Source organism: Shewanella spartinae (assembly GCF_019457555.1).
Lineage (GTDB): Bacteria > Pseudomonadota > Gammaproteobacteria > Enterobacterales > Shewanellaceae > Shewanella > Shewanella loihica.
This window is the reverse complement of the sequence record NZ_CP080418.1, coordinates 2,412,579-2,428,022: the sequence shown is the minus strand read 5'-3', so window position 1 is coordinate 2,428,022 and position 15,444 is coordinate 2,412,579. Positions and strand designations below refer to the sequence as shown.

Annotated in this window: 12 protein-coding genes and 8 tRNA genes; 4 read left to right on the top strand and 16 right to left on the bottom strand. The window is 53.7% G+C overall.

The window, feature by feature from the left end; genetic code table 11:
* Window positions 1–7: 7 nt before the first annotated feature.
* The 10 genes from rsxD to K0I31_RS10800 form a co-directional block, all read right to left on the bottom strand.
* Window positions 8–1,060 (bottom strand): electron transport complex subunit RsxD, encoded by a 1,053-nt coding sequence (gene rsxD / locus K0I31_RS10845; RefSeq protein WP_220078374.1) that lies wholly within the window; start codon window positions 1,058–1,060, stop codon window positions 8–10.
* Between the two features lie 2 nt (window positions 1,061–1,062).
* Window positions 1,063–3,732: an electron transport complex subunit RsxC gene (rsxC, locus tag K0I31_RS10840; RefSeq protein ID WP_220078373.1), complete on the bottom strand. Its 2,670-nt coding sequence runs from the start codon at window positions 3,730–3,732 to the stop codon at window positions 1,063–1,065.
* The gene (gene rsxB, locus K0I31_RS10835; RefSeq protein WP_144204256.1) at window positions 3,726–4,295 is read right to left on the bottom strand and encodes an electron transport complex subunit RsxB; all 570 of its coding nucleotides are present in this window, start codon (window positions 4,293–4,295) and stop codon (window positions 3,726–3,728) included. Before rsxB ends, rsxC begins: the two co-directional genes overlap by 7 nt.
* A gap of 2 nt (window positions 4,296–4,297) precedes the next feature.
* On the bottom strand, window positions 4,298–4,876 hold the full coding sequence (gene rsxA / locus K0I31_RS10830) for an electron transport complex subunit RsxA (RefSeq protein WP_011865864.1): 579 nt from the start codon (window positions 4,874–4,876) through the stop codon (window positions 4,298–4,300).
* A gap of 83 nt (window positions 4,877–4,959) precedes the next feature.
* Window positions 4,960–6,888 carry an EAL domain-containing protein gene (locus tag K0I31_RS10825; protein ID WP_220042526.1) on the bottom strand — a complete coding sequence of 643 codons (1,929 nt, stop codon included), beginning with the start codon at window positions 6,886–6,888 and terminating at the stop codon, window positions 4,960–4,962.
* Window positions 6,889–7,004: 116 nt separating this feature from the next.
* A tRNA-Asn gene (locus tag K0I31_RS10820) sits at window positions 7,005–7,080 on the bottom strand.
* A 24-nt stretch (window positions 7,081–7,104) separates the two neighbouring features.
* Window positions 7,105–7,180, bottom strand: a tRNA-Asn gene (locus K0I31_RS10815).
* 24 nt (window positions 7,181–7,204) lie between these two features.
* A tRNA-Asn gene (locus K0I31_RS10810) sits at window positions 7,205–7,280 on the bottom strand.
* A gap of 26 nt (window positions 7,281–7,306) precedes the next feature.
* Window positions 7,307–7,382 (bottom strand) — tRNA-Asn (locus K0I31_RS10805).
* Between the two features lie 39 nt (window positions 7,383–7,421).
* Window positions 7,422–7,497: transfer RNA gene (locus K0I31_RS10800), tRNA-Asn, on the bottom strand.
* A gap of 744 nt (window positions 7,498–8,241) precedes the next feature.
* On the opposite strand from K0I31_RS10800, the gene uvrB reads away from it, so the two are divergent.
* Window positions 8,242–10,260 carry an excinuclease ABC subunit UvrB gene (gene uvrB / locus K0I31_RS10795; RefSeq protein WP_220078372.1) on the top strand — a complete coding sequence of 673 codons (2,019 nt, stop codon included), beginning with the start codon at window positions 8,242–8,244 and terminating at the stop codon, window positions 10,258–10,260.
* A gap of 140 nt (window positions 10,261–10,400) precedes the next feature.
* On the opposite strand, the gene rrtA is transcribed toward uvrB, so the two are convergent.
* Together rrtA and queC are read right to left on the bottom strand one after the other, a co-directional pair.
* Window positions 10,401–10,985: a rhombosortase gene (rrtA, locus tag K0I31_RS10790; RefSeq protein WP_220078371.1), complete on the bottom strand. Its 585-nt coding sequence runs from the start codon at window positions 10,983–10,985 to the stop codon at window positions 10,401–10,403.
* Window positions 10,979–11,662, bottom strand: coding sequence for a 7-cyano-7-deazaguanine synthase QueC (gene queC / locus K0I31_RS10785; RefSeq protein ID WP_220078370.1), 684 nt, complete (start codon window positions 11,660–11,662; stop codon window positions 10,979–10,981). Before queC ends, rrtA begins: the two co-directional genes overlap by 7 nt.
* 184 nt (window positions 11,663–11,846) lie before the next feature.
* Here queC and queE point away from each other — a divergent pair, with 184 nt between their 5' ends.
* Complete coding sequence (queE, locus tag K0I31_RS10780; protein WP_011865859.1) at window positions 11,847–12,515, top strand: 7-carboxy-7-deazaguanine synthase QueE; 669 nt, start codon at window positions 11,847–11,849, stop codon at window positions 12,513–12,515.
* Window positions 12,516–12,657: 142 nt separating this feature from the next.
* Here the strand turns inward: queE and K0I31_RS10775 are convergent, their stop codons facing one another.
* The 4 genes from K0I31_RS10775 to K0I31_RS10760 all read right to left on the bottom strand — a co-directional run bounded on the left by K0I31_RS10775 (window position 12,658) and on the right by K0I31_RS10760 (window position 14,346).
* Window positions 12,658–13,719 (bottom strand): PLP-dependent cysteine synthase family protein, encoded by a 1,062-nt coding sequence (locus tag K0I31_RS10775; protein ID WP_220078369.1) that lies wholly within the window; start codon window positions 13,717–13,719, stop codon window positions 12,658–12,660.
* A 301-nt stretch (window positions 13,720–14,020) separates the two neighbouring features.
* Window positions 14,021–14,105: transfer RNA gene (locus K0I31_RS10770), tRNA-Tyr, on the bottom strand.
* Between the two features lie 40 nt (window positions 14,106–14,145).
* Window positions 14,146–14,230, bottom strand: a tRNA-Tyr gene (locus K0I31_RS10765).
* 31 nt (window positions 14,231–14,261) lie between these two features.
* Window positions 14,262–14,346: transfer RNA gene (locus K0I31_RS10760), tRNA-Tyr, on the bottom strand.
* 125 nt (window positions 14,347–14,471) lie between these two features.
* Here K0I31_RS10760 and K0I31_RS10755 point away from each other — a divergent pair.
* Window positions 14,472–14,960: a VC2046/SO_2500 family protein gene (locus K0I31_RS10755; protein WP_220078368.1), complete on the top strand. Its 489-nt coding sequence runs from the start codon at window positions 14,472–14,474 to the stop codon at window positions 14,958–14,960.
* Between the two features lie 72 nt (window positions 14,961–15,032).
* Complete coding sequence (locus tag K0I31_RS10750; protein WP_220078367.1) at window positions 15,033–15,320, top strand: DUF406 family protein; 288 nt, start codon at window positions 15,033–15,035, stop codon at window positions 15,318–15,320.
* The last annotated feature ends 124 nt before the right edge of the window (window positions 15,321–15,444 follow it).

The following is a 15,444-nucleotide window of genomic DNA, read 5'->3' as shown; positions in this document are numbered from 1 at the left end:
CGTGGGCTTAGCGGCTTGCTCTGTGGCCGTAGGCTCGGGGTTTGACATAATAATCGATAAAGGGCGCGCACAGGTTTGCCAGCAGCACGGCAAAGGCAAAGGCATCGGGATAGCCGCCGAAACTGCGGATCAGATAGACCAGGAGACCGATCAGGGCACCGAAGATCAGTCGGCCGCGGGTACTGGTCGCCGCGGTCACAGGATCGGTTGCGATAAAGAAGGCCGCTAACATGGTGGCGCCGGAAAACAGATGCAGCAAGGGGCCCATGTGGGTATCAGGGCTCAGCAGATAACCTATGCTGGCGCAGACAAACAAACTTGCCAGGATGGCGGTGCTTATCTGCCAGCGGATCAGCTTAAGCTTGAGCATCACCAGACCGCCAGCCAGATAGGCCAGGTTTATCACCGCCCAGCCGATGCCAAAGCCGTCGCTAAAGCTGGCCTTAGTTAAAATCTCATCCAGGGTCAGGCCGGTGGAGAGGCCTGTCTTCACCGCATCGAGAGGCGTGGCCATGGTCACGCCGTCTATGCCGGCGCGATAGGCGAGGATCAGCTCGGCGTCGGCGCCTTGGAAGATGATGCTCAGGCTCTGCATAAGCCCCAGGTCATGCAGGGCAGCGCCGCTTGGGGCGACCCAGGTGGTCATCTGCACCGGGAAGGAGATCAGCAGCATCACATAGGCCGCCATGGCCGGGTTGAAGATGTTGTTGCCAAGGCCGCCGTAGAGCTGCTTGACCACTAAGATGGCAAAGACTACGCCTATGGCCGCAATCCACCAAGGTGCCAGGGCAGGAATCGCCACACCTATGAGCAGGCCAGTAAGGCCCGCGCTGTTGTCACTGATGGTCTTGCCCACGGGACGCGCACGTAACTTTAGTACCGCCGCCTCTGTGGCCACTGCGATGGCAATAGCCAAGGCTATCTGGATCAGGGTTCCCCAACCGAAAAAGTAGCACTGGGCCAGCGCGCCGGGCAGGGCGCACAGCATGACCTTAAACATCAGGCCACGGGTTTGTGCCTTGGTGGATAGGTGTGGCGATGAGGCCAACTTAAATGCCATGATTAATCCTTGTGCTCATTGTTTGGGGTCTCTGCCTCGGCCTTAGCCTGCTTCTTCGCCTTGGCCTTGGCGACAGCGGCGGCAATTTTTGCCTTCTTGATGGCCTCTGGGCTGCTGGTATCGGCAAAGTCTTCGGTATCGGCAAAGTCTTCGATATCGGTCTGGCTTTCACTTGGCGCGAGTTGCTCATCACTTGCGTTTGCCTGAGCGGCCTTTTTCGCCTTGGCCTTGGCGACAGCGGCGGCTATCTTTGCCTTCTTGATGGCTTCAGGACTGTTGGCCTCTGCATCGTCGATCGCTTCTGCTTGTACAGGTGCAGCTTTAGCTGGCTCTGCATCAGTTGTGACTTCCGCTTTTGGCTCATCGCCTGATCCGGCCTGGTGTGTCTTTCTGGCTTTCGCCTTAGCGACCGCCGCGGCTATCTTGGCTTTCTTGATCGCTTCAGGACTGTTGGCCTCTGCATTGTCTATCGCTTCAGCTTGTACCTGTACCGCTTTAGCTGGCTCTGCATCAGTTGCGGCTTCCGCTTTTGGCTCTAGTCCTGATCCGGCTTGCTGTGCCTTCTTGGCTTTAGCGTTAGCGACGGCGGCGGCAATTTTTGCCTTCTTAGCTGCCGCAGCATCGGCCTTCTCGGTGCCTTCGGCATCATCTGTGCTAGCACTCTGGCTTTCGCTTGGCTTAACTGGTTTGCCGCTGCGCTCAACTGGCTCGTCGCTGTGCTCAACAGTCGCGGTTTGCTGCTCGTTAGAGCCTGCTTGAGCGGCTTTCTTGGCCTTGGCGCGGGCGATTGCCGCCGCGACCTTCTCTTTCTGGCTTAATGGCGCAGTCTCAGCACCTTGCTGAGCGGGCGCTTGGCTTGCTTCAGTGGTATCGCTCGTGTCTTGTGCGGCCTTCTTCGCCTTGGCTCTGGCGATGGCGGCGGCCACTTTCTCTTTCTGACTCAGAGCGGCCGATTCGCTATTGTCGGCACCCGTGACTTGTGATGCTGGCTGCTCGGTCGTCTCAGTTTCTGTTTCGCTGGAAGCTTTCTGGGCCGCTTTCTTAGCCTTAGCTCTCGCGATAGCGGCGGCGACCTTGTCTTGTGGCTGCTCTGTTGTAGCGCCTGCTGAGGCTTGTGCCTCTGCGGCTTTCTTGGCCTGGATTCTTGCCATGGCGGCGGCGACGGCATCTTTATCAGAGCCAGTCATCTGCGCCTTGCGACGCTCGGCCGCCTGTTTGGCTTTCTCTTCACGCGCCAGTTTCTCCTGCTCGAGACGCAGGGTGCGGGAATCGAATCTCTGCTTGGCAAGCTCCGCCTGTTTCTTCTCTTCCGCCTCTTGGCGCAGTGCAGATTTGGCGACGCGATAGTATTCCACTAGTGGAATGTCGCTGGGGCAGACATAACTGCAGCAGCCACATTCGATGCAGTCGCGCAGATTGTAGCTGGCGGCCTTGTCATATTCCTGGGCCTTGGCATGCCAAAACAGTTGCTGAGGCAGCAGCTGCGCCGGACAAGCCTGGGCACACTCGCCGCAGCGGATGCAGGGCTGCTCCGGACTCGGCGGTGCAACCTCTTGCTCACTCGGCATCAGGACACAGTTGGTGCCCTTGGTGATAGGCGCCGCCACATTCGGCAGCATGTAGCCCATCATGGGACCGCCGATGATCACCGGGGCATTAGCATCGCCCCTAAACTGACCCACCTCTAGCAGGTGCTCGACTGGCGTGCCGATAGGGACCCAGTAGTTGCCGGGTTTGGCGATATTTTGGCCTGTCAGAGTCACCACGCGCTCGACCAGCGGCATGTTGCGATAGACTGCCTGGGCTATGCTGTAGGCTGTACCCACGTTTTGTACCAGAATGCCCAGGTTGGCCGGAATGGCGCCCGATGGCACCTCTTGTCCTGTGAGGATCTGGATAAGTTGCTTTTCGCCGCCCGACGGATAGAGCGTGGGGATCTTGCTCACTCGCGCGCAGTGACTCGGCAGCTGGCTGCGGTTAAGCGCATGGCCCATCTGCTCGATGGCCTCTGGTTTATTGTCTTCGATGGCGACAATGATGCGTTTCGGGCTGAGTAATTGATGGACTATCTCTATGCCGCGGACTATCTCATCGCAGCTTTCCTGCATCAGCTTGTCGTCCGAGGTGATATAGGGTTCACACTCGACGCCGTTGATGATCAGCAGTTCAATCTCGCTAACCGGTTTCAGCTTGATATGAGTTGGGAAGGCGGCGCCGCCAAGGCCCGCTATGCCGGCCGACTGAATCCGCCTAATGATGGCGTCGTTGTCCATCTCAGCCACTTGTTCAAGGCTCAGTGGCGCGTGAACGCTTTCGATCCACTTTTCCTGATGATCGTTTTCAATCACGCAGGTGAGCACGGGGAGTGCAGAGGCGTGGTTGCTGGCACGCTCTTCGATGGCGACGACTTTGCCTGAGACAGGGGCGTGCACCGGCAGATGGCGAAAGCCTTCGCCCAGGGTCAGGGGCTGTCCCTTGGTGACAGTGTCGCCGACTTTCACGGCTAATGTGCAGTTTTCGCCGACGCCCGGGACAGGAATGAGGTAGTGGTCCGCAAGGGGCAAGCGGCTTATCTTGCTCTGGTTGGAAAGCGTTTTATGTTCGGGTGGGTGAATACCGCCGGGGATACGCCAGAGTGTGCCTTTATCTATCTGTTCTAACAAGGTTAACACTTAGATTCCTCGCTAATATTGACCACGGGTATGGCATTGAGCTGCCAGCTCCAGTTTTGCAGTGTCTCGGCAACGGGGATCATGTCGATACAGTCTACAGGGCAAGGCTCGACACACAGATCGCAACCGGTGCAGTAGTCTGTGATAACCGTGTGCATCTGTTTGCCTGTGCCTAGGATGGCATCGACCGGACAGGCTTGAATACATTTAGTGCAGCCGATACATTCGGCCTCGCGAATGAAGGCGACCTTTTTTACCTGGGTCTCGGCGCTGGCGGTAAGTGGCTCTGGGTCGACGCCCATCAACTCGGCAAGTTTCTCCATGGTGGCGGTACCGCCCGGTGGACACTTGTTGATCTTCTCGCCGTTGGCGATCGCCTCGGCGTAGGGACGGCAGCCTGGGTAGCCGCATTGGCCACATTGGGTTTGCGGCAGTAGTGCCTCGGCTTGGTCGATAATGGGATCGCCTTCGACCTTAAATTTTTCGGCGGCGTAACCCAGCAGCGCCCCGAAAGCGAGGGCGAGTAATCCTAATAGGATAATGGCAATAATAACTTGGCTCATGCTTAATTAACCAAACCTGTGAAGCCCATGAATGCCAGAGACATCAGGCCTGCGGTGATCATGGCGATGGCGCCGCCCTTGAATGGCGCTGGAACATCGGCTGCGGCGAGGCGCTCACGCATGGCGGAGAAGAGGATCAAGACGATGGAGAAACCGACCGCCGCGCCAAAACCATAGATGGCCGACTCGATAAAGTCGTGTTTTTCGTTGACGTTGAGCAGGGCTACACCCAGTACGGCGCAGTTGGTGGTGATCAGCGGCAGATAGATACCCAGAGCCCTGTGCAGGGCGGCGCTGGTCTTCTGTACCAGCATCTCGGTAAATTGCACCACGACGGCGATAACCAAGATAAAGGCCATGGTGCGCAGATAGCTGAGATCGAAAGGGGTCAACAGATAGGTGTCGACCAGATAGCTTAAGATAGAGGCAAGGGTGAGCACGAAGGTGGTCGCCATCGACATGCCGATAGCCGATTCCAACTTACTCGAGACCCCCATGAAGGGGCAGAGGCCGAGAAATTTAACTAATACAAAGTTGTTGACCAGCACTGTGCCGACCAATAGGAGGAGATATTCGCTCATCTCAATGGGTTATCTATATCTAATTTACGGGCTATTATCGGCCTTTCGGCCGGGATAAACAACACAAAGAATGAAGGGATTATTTATCCCGCCGTCTGACTGCGCGCAGATTGTTCATCCTTTACGGTGAATGGTTTAGGCTTAGCGATGTAAAAGCCTTGCAGACCGTCCACCAAAAGCTGCTCCAGGGCAAACTTCTCTTCCTGGCGCTCGATACTAGAGGCGATCACCTTCACTGACTGCTTACGGGCCACATCGACGATCATTTTCACGAAGAAGCGATTGTTGCTATCTGTGTCTATTCCCTGAGAATAGCTGCCGTCGAGCTTAATAAAGTCGGGCCTGACCTCTTTAAAGAACTTGAAGGAGGTGAACCCCATGCCAAAGTGCTCGACCGCCACCCGTGCGCCGACGCTGTGCATGTCACGTACAAACTTATGGGCCTGGCGGATATTGGCCTGCATTCCCGCCTCATTCACCTCCAACACCAGGCGCGAGGCGATCTGGCGCTGACGCACGAAGATATCTTTCAGCCAGGCGGTAAAGGCGGGCTGGTTGACCGAGGCGGTACTGATATTGATCCCTAAGGCGCCGGTGAAGGTTGGGGTGTCGAGCAACAGGCGCAGGGTGCTGAGTATGATGATCTTATCCAGCTCTACGCTGAGCCCATGACGCTCGGCCATGGCGATCACTGTGCCAGTGGGCAGAAACTTGCCCTCGCTGCTATAGAAGCGCGACAGCAACTCGCGATAGACGTTGTCGGCGCCGCGACAGGGTTGAATATCTTGGGCGTGAAACTTGATGGCGCGGCGCTTGATAATATCTTCGATGGCCAGTTTCCAATGGGAATCGCCAACCAGTTCCTCGTCGCTGAGCTTCTCCTGCACATGATAGCTGTTGGGGCCGAGTGTCTGGGCGATGCTGACGGCCGCGTCGGCAATATAGACCAGAGACAGGGCGTCGCCGCCTTGCTCATAGGGCACCATGCCGATATAGGCGACCGATTCGAGATCGCTGCCTTGCTGGTACTCATCAAACTGGGCTTTTAATTTCTCCAGTGGCTGCTGGGCATCCTTTAGTACCAGATCCGGTATGAAGACGGCAAAATCGGCGCTGCTGATCCTAAATGCCTCAATATTGGGCATCCCTTGTAGGGCCTTGCGGATGCAGGTGGCGACGCCTGCCAGGTAGTCATCGCCCGCTGCGCGGCCCTGGCTCTGGTTAACATGGCCAAGTTCGGTGGCCTTAATCATCGCCATCAATCCGATACGCGACTTGCCGGGCTTGGCGAGGGCGTCGAGCTTCTCGGTAAACTTGGGGCGGGTGCCAAATAGGGTGACAGGATCTTGATAGGCCTCACGATTAAGCTGCTCTGTCTGTTGCTGCAGCTGATCGAACTTGTCATGCAGGGCGACGCGGCAATGCTCCAGCGCCTGGCCTAAGGGTTTGAGTTCGCCGTGAAAACGTGAATGGGCGATGGCATCAAATTTAAGCTCGGCGAAACCGTCCAGGGCATTGACCGCATAGCCTATGGTCCGCTTCTGTCTGGCCATCAAGAGGGTAAAGAGTACCGCCAGGGCCAGATAGCCACCGACTATCCAGATAAGAGTCTGGGTAAAATGAGTCAGTGCATCCTTGGCTATGGCGCGGCTGGAGAGTTTCACCTGCAGGCGGCCTTGGGGCAGTGCCTGGGTGTTTTCCCTTGGCTGATTAAAGAGCGCCGTTGCCAGATCTGTGTCTGAGGCGATAAGTTCGCCATGGGTGTAGTTGAGGTTGCCGTCTAATTGGTGCACATATTGGAAGAACTGAAACTCGTATTGCTTAGTCAGCAGGGTATAGAGTGCCTGGCCTTGCTCGGGCAGGGGCTGTTGCCAGATGGGATCGGCCTGATATTCCTTGAGTTGGAAGTCAGCTATTGCGGCGATCTCTTGTCGCTGATTGAGATAGGCCAGCGCCGTCAAGGCAAGACAAGCCGTTATCAGCAATAGATGTATAGATTTTCCAACGCCCATAAGAAAGTAACCTAAATTGATCGACTGCTCATTCTAGCTAAATTTGAAACAGTTAGTCTAACGCTTTATGGCCGATGAGTTTTTTAGGTTAACGCAGAGGGTAAAACTTAAGAAGGTGGCTCCCCAGACTGGACTTGAACCAGTGACATACGGATTAACAGTCCGCCGTTCTACCGACTGAACTACTGGGGAATCGAGAGAGATATGATAGTGAAGTGGCTCCCCAGACTGGACTTGAACCAGTGACATACGGATTAACAGTCCGCCGTTCTACCGACTGAACTACAGGGGAGTAGATACTTCTCTATGGTATAAGTGGCTCCCCAGACTGGACTTGAACCAGTGACATACGGATTAACAGTCCGCCGTTCTACCGACTGAACTACTGGGGAATTGATACTTATATGGTTAACTAAATTGGCTCCCCTGACTGGACTCGAACCAGTGACATACGGATTAACAGTCCGCCGTTCTACCGACTGAACTACAGGGGAACATCTATATAGCTAACTCATCTTCTTCAATTTGACGCTTGGCTCCCCAGACTGGACTTGAACCAGTGACATACGGATTAACAGTCCGCCGTTCTACCGACTGAACTACTGGGGAATCGTGTAAGCGACTCGTCGTTGAAGACGGAGCGCATATTAAATCGCTCTTACACATGAGTCAACTCGACTTGGCAAAAAAAGTGTAATTATGCTGTTAAGTGCTCATCTAATGCGCACAGTGATCGCTAAGTGCGCATTTTGCTGCTTTAACGGCCATATCTGGCTGAAATTTATCGGCTATTGGCATTTTATGCTGACGCTATATGACAGCCGACGACGCTCCTCTGATAGGTTGGGTTTTCAAATGTAGTAAAATTACATCCCTATAGCGAAAAGGGCGGCTATGTGCAAAAGGGGCTAAAGCCGCGATTATCCTGAGGTTGCGGGAGTTATCCACTAAATCTGTGGATAAGCCTGTGGGTTAGGCACTAAATCGCCGGGCAAACGCAGTGGCTCTGCGGGTTGTACTTAAAATGACAAGAATTAGCGCATCTTAATATTGGCACCAATTATCAACAACTTATGAAAATCAAGCCCCTTAATGCAATTATCTGCAAGACGTTACAGATATGTAATGACTTTTTGCCCTTTACTTGTGTATTAAATTGGCTACAGGCGTGAGTTTTAGCCTGTTTTTTGACCGCTGAGTACAAATTTGCCGCTTGTACAAAACTTACATGACAAACCGATGACATTTATGGGGCGATTCGGTGAATTCTGCCTAATAAGAAAATGAACCGTCTCATTGGCTAATAGCTGTGGGTACTTTAAGATAGGTGCACAGCTATAAAGGAGTGCACCATTGAGTGAATCAGCATTTGATCTCGTTTCGCAGTACGCGCCCGCCGGCGATCAGCCAGGGGCGATTAAGCAACTTGTCGACGGCCTGGATGCCGGGCTGGCAAGCCAGACACTGCTTGGGGTAACGGGATCCGGCAAAACCTTTACCATCGCCAATGTTATCAAACAGATGCAGCGCCCAACTATCATCATGGCGCCCAACAAGACTTTGGCGGCCCAGCTCTATGGCGAGATGAAGGAGTTCTTTCCTAATAATGCCGTGGAGTATTTCGTCTCCTACTACGACTATTATCAGCCCGAAGCCTATGTGCCGTCGACCAATACCTTCATCGAGAAGGATGCCTCGGTCAACGCCCATATCGAGCAGATGCGACTCTCTGCAACTAAGGCATTGCTTGAACGGCGCGATGTGGTGCTGATCGCCTCTGTGTCGGCCATCTATGGTCTGGGCGACCCTGAGTCCTACATGAAGATGTTGCTGCATCTGCGTCAGGGCGATTTTATGGGGCAGAGGGAGATCCTGCAGCGCCTGAGCGAGCTGCAATATACCCGTAACGATATCGAGCTGGATCGCGGCACCTTCAGGGTACGCGGTGAGGTGATAGATATCTTCCCGGCCGAATCTGACAAGCAGGCGATCCGTGTCGAACTGTTCGACGATGAAATTGACCGTCTCAGCCTGTTCGATCCCTTGACCGGCCATATTTTGCAGCGCATCGCGCGCACCACTGTCTATCCTAAGACCCACTATGTGACGCCCAGAGAGAAGATCCTGGCAGCCACAGAGGAGATCAAGCAGGAGCTCAGAGAGCGCAAGCAGTATCTGCTGGACAATAATAAGCTTATCGAGGCGCAGCGGATCTCCGAGCGGGTGCAATACGATATTGAGATGATGACAGAGCTGGGATACTGCTCCGGCATCGAAAACTACTCCCGCTATCTCTCTGGCAGACGTCCGGGTGAGGGGCCGCCGACCCTGCTGGATTATCTGCCCGCCGACGGTCTGTTGATCCTCGACGAGTCTCACGTGACCGTGCCACAGATCGGCGCCATGTATAAGGGGGACCGTTCCCGCAAGATGAATCTAGTGGAGTATGGTTTCCGTCTGCCCTCGGCGCTGGACAACCGTCCGCTCAAGTTCGAAGAGTTTGAGTCTTTGATGCCACAGACCATCTTCGTGTCGGCGACCCCGGCCCAGTATGAGCTGGATAAGAGTGACGGCGAGATCGCCGAGCAGGTGGTGCGCCCGACAGGCCTGCTGGATCCCGAGATAGAGGTGCGCCCGGTGGCTATTCAGGTGGACGACCTCTTGTCTGAAGCCAACAAGCGCGTCGCGGTGAACGAACGGGTGCTGGTGACCACGCTAACCAAACGTATGGCGGAGGATCTCACCGAGTATCTCGATGAGCATGGTGTCAAGGTACGTTATCTGCACTCAGACATAGATACGGTCGAGCGGGTGGAGATCATCCGCGACCTGCGCCTCGGTGTGTTCGATGTGCTGGTCGGTATCAACCTGCTTAGGGAGGGCCTGGATATGCCCGAGGTCTCCCTGGTGTGCATCCTAGATGCCGATAAGGAAGGCTTCCTGCGCTCGGAGCGCTCCCTCATTCAGACCATAGGTCGCGCCGCCCGTAACGTGAACGGCAAGGTGATCCTCTACGCCGATAATATAACTAAGTCGATGGCCAAGGCGATCGGCGAGACTGAGCGTCGCAGGGAGAAGCAACATGAGTTTAACCTGGCCAACGGTATCACACCGAAGGGGGTGTCGAAGAAGATCGCCGATGTGATGGATCTGGGTGACTATAACGAGCATACCGCCAAGGTGTTGCCGAAATATCAAAAGGTGGCCGAGTCCAGAACTACCTATGCCAAGCAAGACGCGTCCAGCCTCAGTCATCAGATCGATGAGCTGGAGAAGCGTATGCACCAGCATGCCAGAGACCTGGAGTTCGAGCAGGCTGCCGCGCTGCGTGACGAGGTGTTGGCCCTGCGCGAGGCGCTGATTAAGGCTTAGCACTCACTTATAAGCGATGCGACAAAGAAAGGCTCACCTAGGTGAGCCTTTTTATCTTTTCAGGGCCAATGTTATAAGCAATGCCGTTAACTAGGTTATTAGCGTTAGGTCATTAGCGCTTTGTCATTAGTGCCTGGTCATTAGCGCGCCAGTCGCCTGATGAGACGATAGAGCAAAAATACCAGCCCGCCGCTGATAACCCCAACCAAATGCGCCTCTGTGGCGACCCTGGCATCGATCAGCTTAGTGATCTGATCCGTGGCGCCGTAATACTGCTCATAAGCCACCTTGAAGCAGACGCCGGCAAACAGCAGGTAGCCGGAGCGGATCTTCATCTGAATATCTTTGAGGGCGCCGTAGGCAAACAAACCATGCAGCATGCCGCTGAGGCCTACATAGCCGCCTAAGGTGGGGAAAAACCAGTAGAGCCCCAGTCCCTGTAGCAGACAGAGAAGGACAAACAGCAGGGTTAAATTACCGGCGCGGTAGTGGTTTTCGTGCAGAAAACTGATCACCCACAGACCCGCCAGGTTCATCAGCAGGTGCCAATGATTGGTGTGCAGCAGATTACCGCTAACCAGGCGCCACCACTCTCCGTGGGCAATGGCACTGCGGCGAAAGGCGAGTGTACCGTCAAGATGGAGAAAGTAGAGCAGAGCGCAGAGTATGCTGATCCCCAGCACCACGCCATAGGGCGTAGCGCGCGACGTCAGCCGACCTAACATTTTGTGTCCAGTTCGGCCATGACGCCTGCTTTGTCATCTAGATAGTCATTCAGTCCCTTGGCTCTCAGCAGGCAGGCGGGGCAGGTGCCGCAGCCACTGCCGACGATACCGTTGTAGCAGGTGAGGGTCTGGTCTCTGACCAGCTCCAGGCTGTGGTATTTGTCTGCCAGTGCCCAGGTCTGTGCCTTGTTAAGCCACATTAAGGGAGTGACAAGCTTAAGTTCACGATCCATTCCCTGCTCGAGCGCCGATTGCATCGCCTTGATAAATGAATCGCGACAATCTGGATAGCCGGAGAAGTCGGTTTCGCACACGCCGGTGATCACACTCTCGGCGCCCAGCTGATAGGCGTAGATCCCGGCCAAGGTGAGAAACAGTATGTTGCGGCCGGGCACGAAGGTGTTGGGCAGGCCGTTTTCCATTAATTCATTCGACACAGGAATGGCATCACGGGTCAGGGCTGAGATAGCCAGCTCGTTCAGCACGGTTACATCTAATATCTTGTGGCTGGCGACTTTGAGGTCCTTGGCCAGCTTGGCGGCGGTGGCGATCTCTTCGCTGTGGCGCTGGCCATAATCGAAGGTAACCGCATGCACTTCATCATATTGATTCAGGGCTTGAATTAAACAGGTGGTGGAATCTTGTCCGCCACTAAACACAACAACAGCTTTAGACATCTGCTCTGTCCAGATAGAAAATTTGTCGATAGTTTAACTGACCCACAAGGCCTTGCAAATTTTCTTGTGGCGATCCGCCTAAGCCATGGGCAAATTGGTGAAACCTTGGGGAATTAATGGGGTTATACTTGCTTGTAGGGGCAAAATCTTCTATAAAAGCCGCCCGCAAGTGACGAGGTTTAAGATGAAGTATCCGGTTAATGAAGTTTTTGAAACCATCCAAGGTGAAGGGGTTTACACGGGCGTGCCGGCGATCTTTGTCCGTCTGCAGGGCTGCCCTGTGGGGTGTTCATGGTGCGATACCAAACATACCTGGGAAACCTTAGCCGAGAACCGCGTCTCCTCGGAGCAAGTGATCCAGGTGGACGGCGCCATCGGCCGCTGGGCCGAGCTGGATGCCCGTGAGCTGCTGATGCACTTCAAAGTGCAGGGCTTTAGCGCCAAACATGTGGTGATCACCGGCGGCGAGCCTTGTATCTATGACCTTATCGCCTTGACTCAAGCTTTTGCGGATGCCGGTATGCAGTGTCAAATCGAGACCAGTGGGACCTTCGATGTGTTGGTGGACCCTCGTGCCTGGGTGACGGTATCGCCTAAGATCAACATGAAGGGCGGATATAAGGTGTTAGAGCAGGCGCTGGAACGCGCCGATGAGATCAAACACCCGGTCGCCAAGGCTTCGCATATCGAGGAGCTCGATGAGCTGCTCAAAGGCATTGATACCCTGGGCAAGACCATCTGTCTGCAGCCGATTAGTCAGAAGCCTCGCGCCACCGAGCTGGCGATGAAGGTCTGCATCGAGCGTAACTGGCGCCTCTCTATTCAGACCCATAAATATCTGAATATCGATTAAGTATTAGGGATACTTATATTTACATAAAAAAACGGTGCCAACCGGGAGTAACCAGTTAAAGGCGCCGTTTTTCGTTGATGACTGCTTGAGCCTCTTTATCTTCTCTAAAGTCCTTGTTTGAGAACCGAAAAGATTGAACTCGCTATTCCAAATGCCCCGACTCATTAAAGGCCGTAAGCTTGGCCTGATACTCACTGATGTCGCCGATATGCTCATCGACCCATTGCTTGTCGTAGTAAGTATCGAGATAACGATCTCCCGAGTCGCATAGTAGGGTAACGATAGAGCCGGTTTGGCCGTTGGCATGCATTTCGCTCGCAAGTTGCAGGGCGCCATAGAGGTTGGTGCCTGTAGAAGGACCTGCCTTACGGCCTATCAGCGTCTCTAACCAATAGATAGTGGCGATCGATGCGCTGTCGTCAATCTTGACCATATGGTCGACTACCCCAGGGATAAAAGAGGGCTCCGCCCGCGGCCGACCTATGCCTTCGATACGGCTGGCACTGGCGCAGCTGATGGTGGCGTCGCCACTATGGTAATAGTCATAGAACACCGAATTTTCTGGGTCCACCACACAAAGCTTGGTCTTGGCACACTGGTAACGAATATAGCGGCCTATGGTGGCCGAAGTGCCGCCCGTGCCAGGGCTCATCACGATCCAGCTGGGAACGGGATGCGGTTCTCTTTGCATCTGCTCGAAGATGGAGTTGGCGATATTGTTATTACCGCGCCAGTCGGTGGCCCGCTCTGCATAGGTAAACTGATCCATATAGTGGCCCGATAGCTCGTCGGCCAGGCGTTGTGATTCGGCGTAGATCTGACTCGAATGCTCGACGAAATGGCAGCGTCCACCATAAAACTCTATCTGTTGGATCTTCTTCTTGGCGGTAGAGGCGGGCATCACGGCGATGAAGGGTAGCCCCAGCAAGCGCGCGAAGTAGGCCTCTGATACTGCGGTACTGCCAGATGAAGACTCTATGATGGGCGTATCTTGGGTGATCCAGCCATTACACAGGGCGTAGAGAAACAGGGATCGCGCCAGGCGATGCTTGAGGCTGCCTGTGGGATGGGTGCTTTCATCTTTTAGGTAGATATCGATGCCGGGCAGCATGGGCAGTTCCAGCTTGATCAGATGAGTGTCTGCACTGCGTTGATAATCAGCCTCGATCTTTGCGATGGCCTGGTTGACCCAAGATTGATCCATTGTGGCTCCTGAGGTTATTGAGCGGATAGACCTTATAGCTTAACGAAATAATTTATAACGAAAAGGAAAATCGAAAAGAAATGCGACTGAGCGTTGAGGGCGCGTGTTGTGATGATTGAAGGAGCGACAGGAAAATTGCTTAAGCCGTAGGCTGCAGTGGGTAGCAAACGGGACGAAATTAGTTTTGCTTTAAAACAGATGCGCTTTAAGGCAATAGGTAAAACAAACGGGGAAGCCAAGTTTTAAGAGAAAGCTGAGGTTTAGGATAAAGCTGAGAGATGAGATAACGCAGGAGAAAAAATGGTGGAGGGAGAAGGATTCGAACCTTCGAAGGCTGAGCCGTCAGATTTACAGTCTGATCCCTTTGGCCACTCGGGAACCCCTCCATATTTTTTACAGCAGCACAAGGTAATAACAAGATAAAGATGGTGGAGGGAGAAGGATTCGAACCTTCGAAGGCTGAGCCGTCAGATTTACAGTCTGATCCCTTTGGCCACTCGGGAACCCCTCCACGAGTATCTCTTTATTACATTGTAGGCAAATGGTGGAGGGAGAAGGATTCGAACCTTCGAAGGCTGAGCCGTCAGATTTACAGTCTGATCCCTTTGGCCACTCGGGAACCCCTCCTCAATTGCGGCGGCCATAGTAGTCAGAATCGTTGGCGCTGTAAAGCCCCAATTTAAAATAATTACTAAAGTTATGGCGCAAGCGGTCGATTAAATAGCAACGAGCTGTTTTATTGATGTTTTTTTATGCGAACTAGTCAGTTGATCATCAACGAAAATCAATTGGGGACCCGACTCAACCAGGCGATAGTCGATCATCGCCGGGGCGAATTTGGTCTGCTGCTGGCCATGTTGTCTAACGACGCCCGCGATATGGCGCAGTTTAACCTGGAGCAAGCACCCAGTGATATTGAGGCGAAACTCAAGCGTCAGTTTGAGTTACCGGACGCTCAGCCCCTGACCAGCGCACTGCATCTGGGTGAAGACAGAGATAATAGTGAGCAGTTTCATCAAGCGGGTCTCTGTGGTTTTCATCTACAGCAATATTTAAACCCCGAGCCCTTGGTGCATAGAGGGCGAGATCCACTGGCGATGCAAGAGGTGTTGGCTAATTGCGATCCCGTTACCTTGGCGCGTTTTCATAATGAACTCGACGCCGATGCACCTGTGATGGAGCTGCCCCATTTTACCGAGCAGATCGTCAGGCAACGTGCGTTAGGAGACATTTTGGCTTAGTTTTAAGTGCGAACGCTCGGGTTTTGCTATATATAGCTAAGAGCATTTTCAGTTAAAAGGTTAAGCGTCAAAATGAAGAAGATTCAAGAAGGTCAATCCGAGTTAGTCAACGATACCTGTAACGATTGTGGCAGCTATGCCGATATTGGCGCGGTGATCGATGAGTTTGATACCGTACTGACTCTGGTTCGTGAGGGTGACAAGGCCCAGAGCGAGTTGCAAGCCATGGCAGATGCGGCCAAACAGCGTTTCGAGGGCGTAGAGAGTGAAATTAAGGCGGTAGAAGGCGCCCTGGAGCTACGTCTGACCTTTGGTTACAGCGCCGAGAAGATGATTTTTCAACTCGAGCATGGCCTCTAATAGGGGGCAGCCATATTTGCTTGCTAATTAGCTAGTTATTCGTGTAATGTGCACAAATTGAACGTTAAATAATAACAATAACATCTATGTTGTACCGTCTTTGGCGGTTTTTATCTTGATAACC

What these genes read in the sequence shown, in the direction of transcription:
- rsxD (WP_220078374.1), bottom strand. Translation starts at nt 1,060, where the DNA reads ATGGCATTTAAGTTGGCCTCATCGCCACACCTATCCACCAAGGCACAA.
- rsxB (WP_144204256.1), bottom strand. Translation starts at nt 4,295, where the DNA reads ATGAGCCAAGTTATTATTGCCATTATCCTATTAGGATTACTCGCCCTC.
- rsxA (WP_011865864.1), bottom strand. Translation starts at nt 4,876, where the DNA reads ATGAGCGAATATCTCCTCCTATTGGTCGGCACAGTGCTGGTCAACAAC.
- K0I31_RS10825 (WP_220042526.1), bottom strand. Translation starts at nt 6,888, where the DNA reads ATGGGCGTTGGAAAATCTATACATCTATTGCTGATAACGGCTTGTCTT.
- rrtA (WP_220078371.1), bottom strand. Translation starts at nt 10,985, where the DNA reads ATGTTAGGTCGGCTGACGTCGCGCGCTACGCCCTATGGCGTGGTGCTG.
- queC (WP_220078370.1), bottom strand. Translation starts at nt 11,662, where the DNA reads ATGTCTAAAGCTGTTGTTGTGTTTAGTGGCGGACAAGATTCCACCACC.
- queE (WP_011865859.1), top strand. Translation starts at nt 11,847, where the DNA reads ATGAAGTATCCGGTTAATGAAGTTTTTGAAACCATCCAAGGTGAAGGG.
- K0I31_RS10775 (WP_220078369.1), bottom strand. Translation starts at nt 13,719, where the DNA reads ATGGATCAATCTTGGGTCAACCAGGCCATCGCAAAGATCGAGGCTGAT.
- K0I31_RS10755 (WP_220078368.1), top strand. Translation starts at nt 14,472, where the DNA reads ATGCGAACTAGTCAGTTGATCATCAACGAAAATCAATTGGGGACCCGA.
- K0I31_RS10750 (WP_220078367.1), top strand. Translation starts at nt 15,033, where the DNA reads ATGAAGAAGATTCAAGAAGGTCAATCCGAGTTAGTCAACGATACCTGT.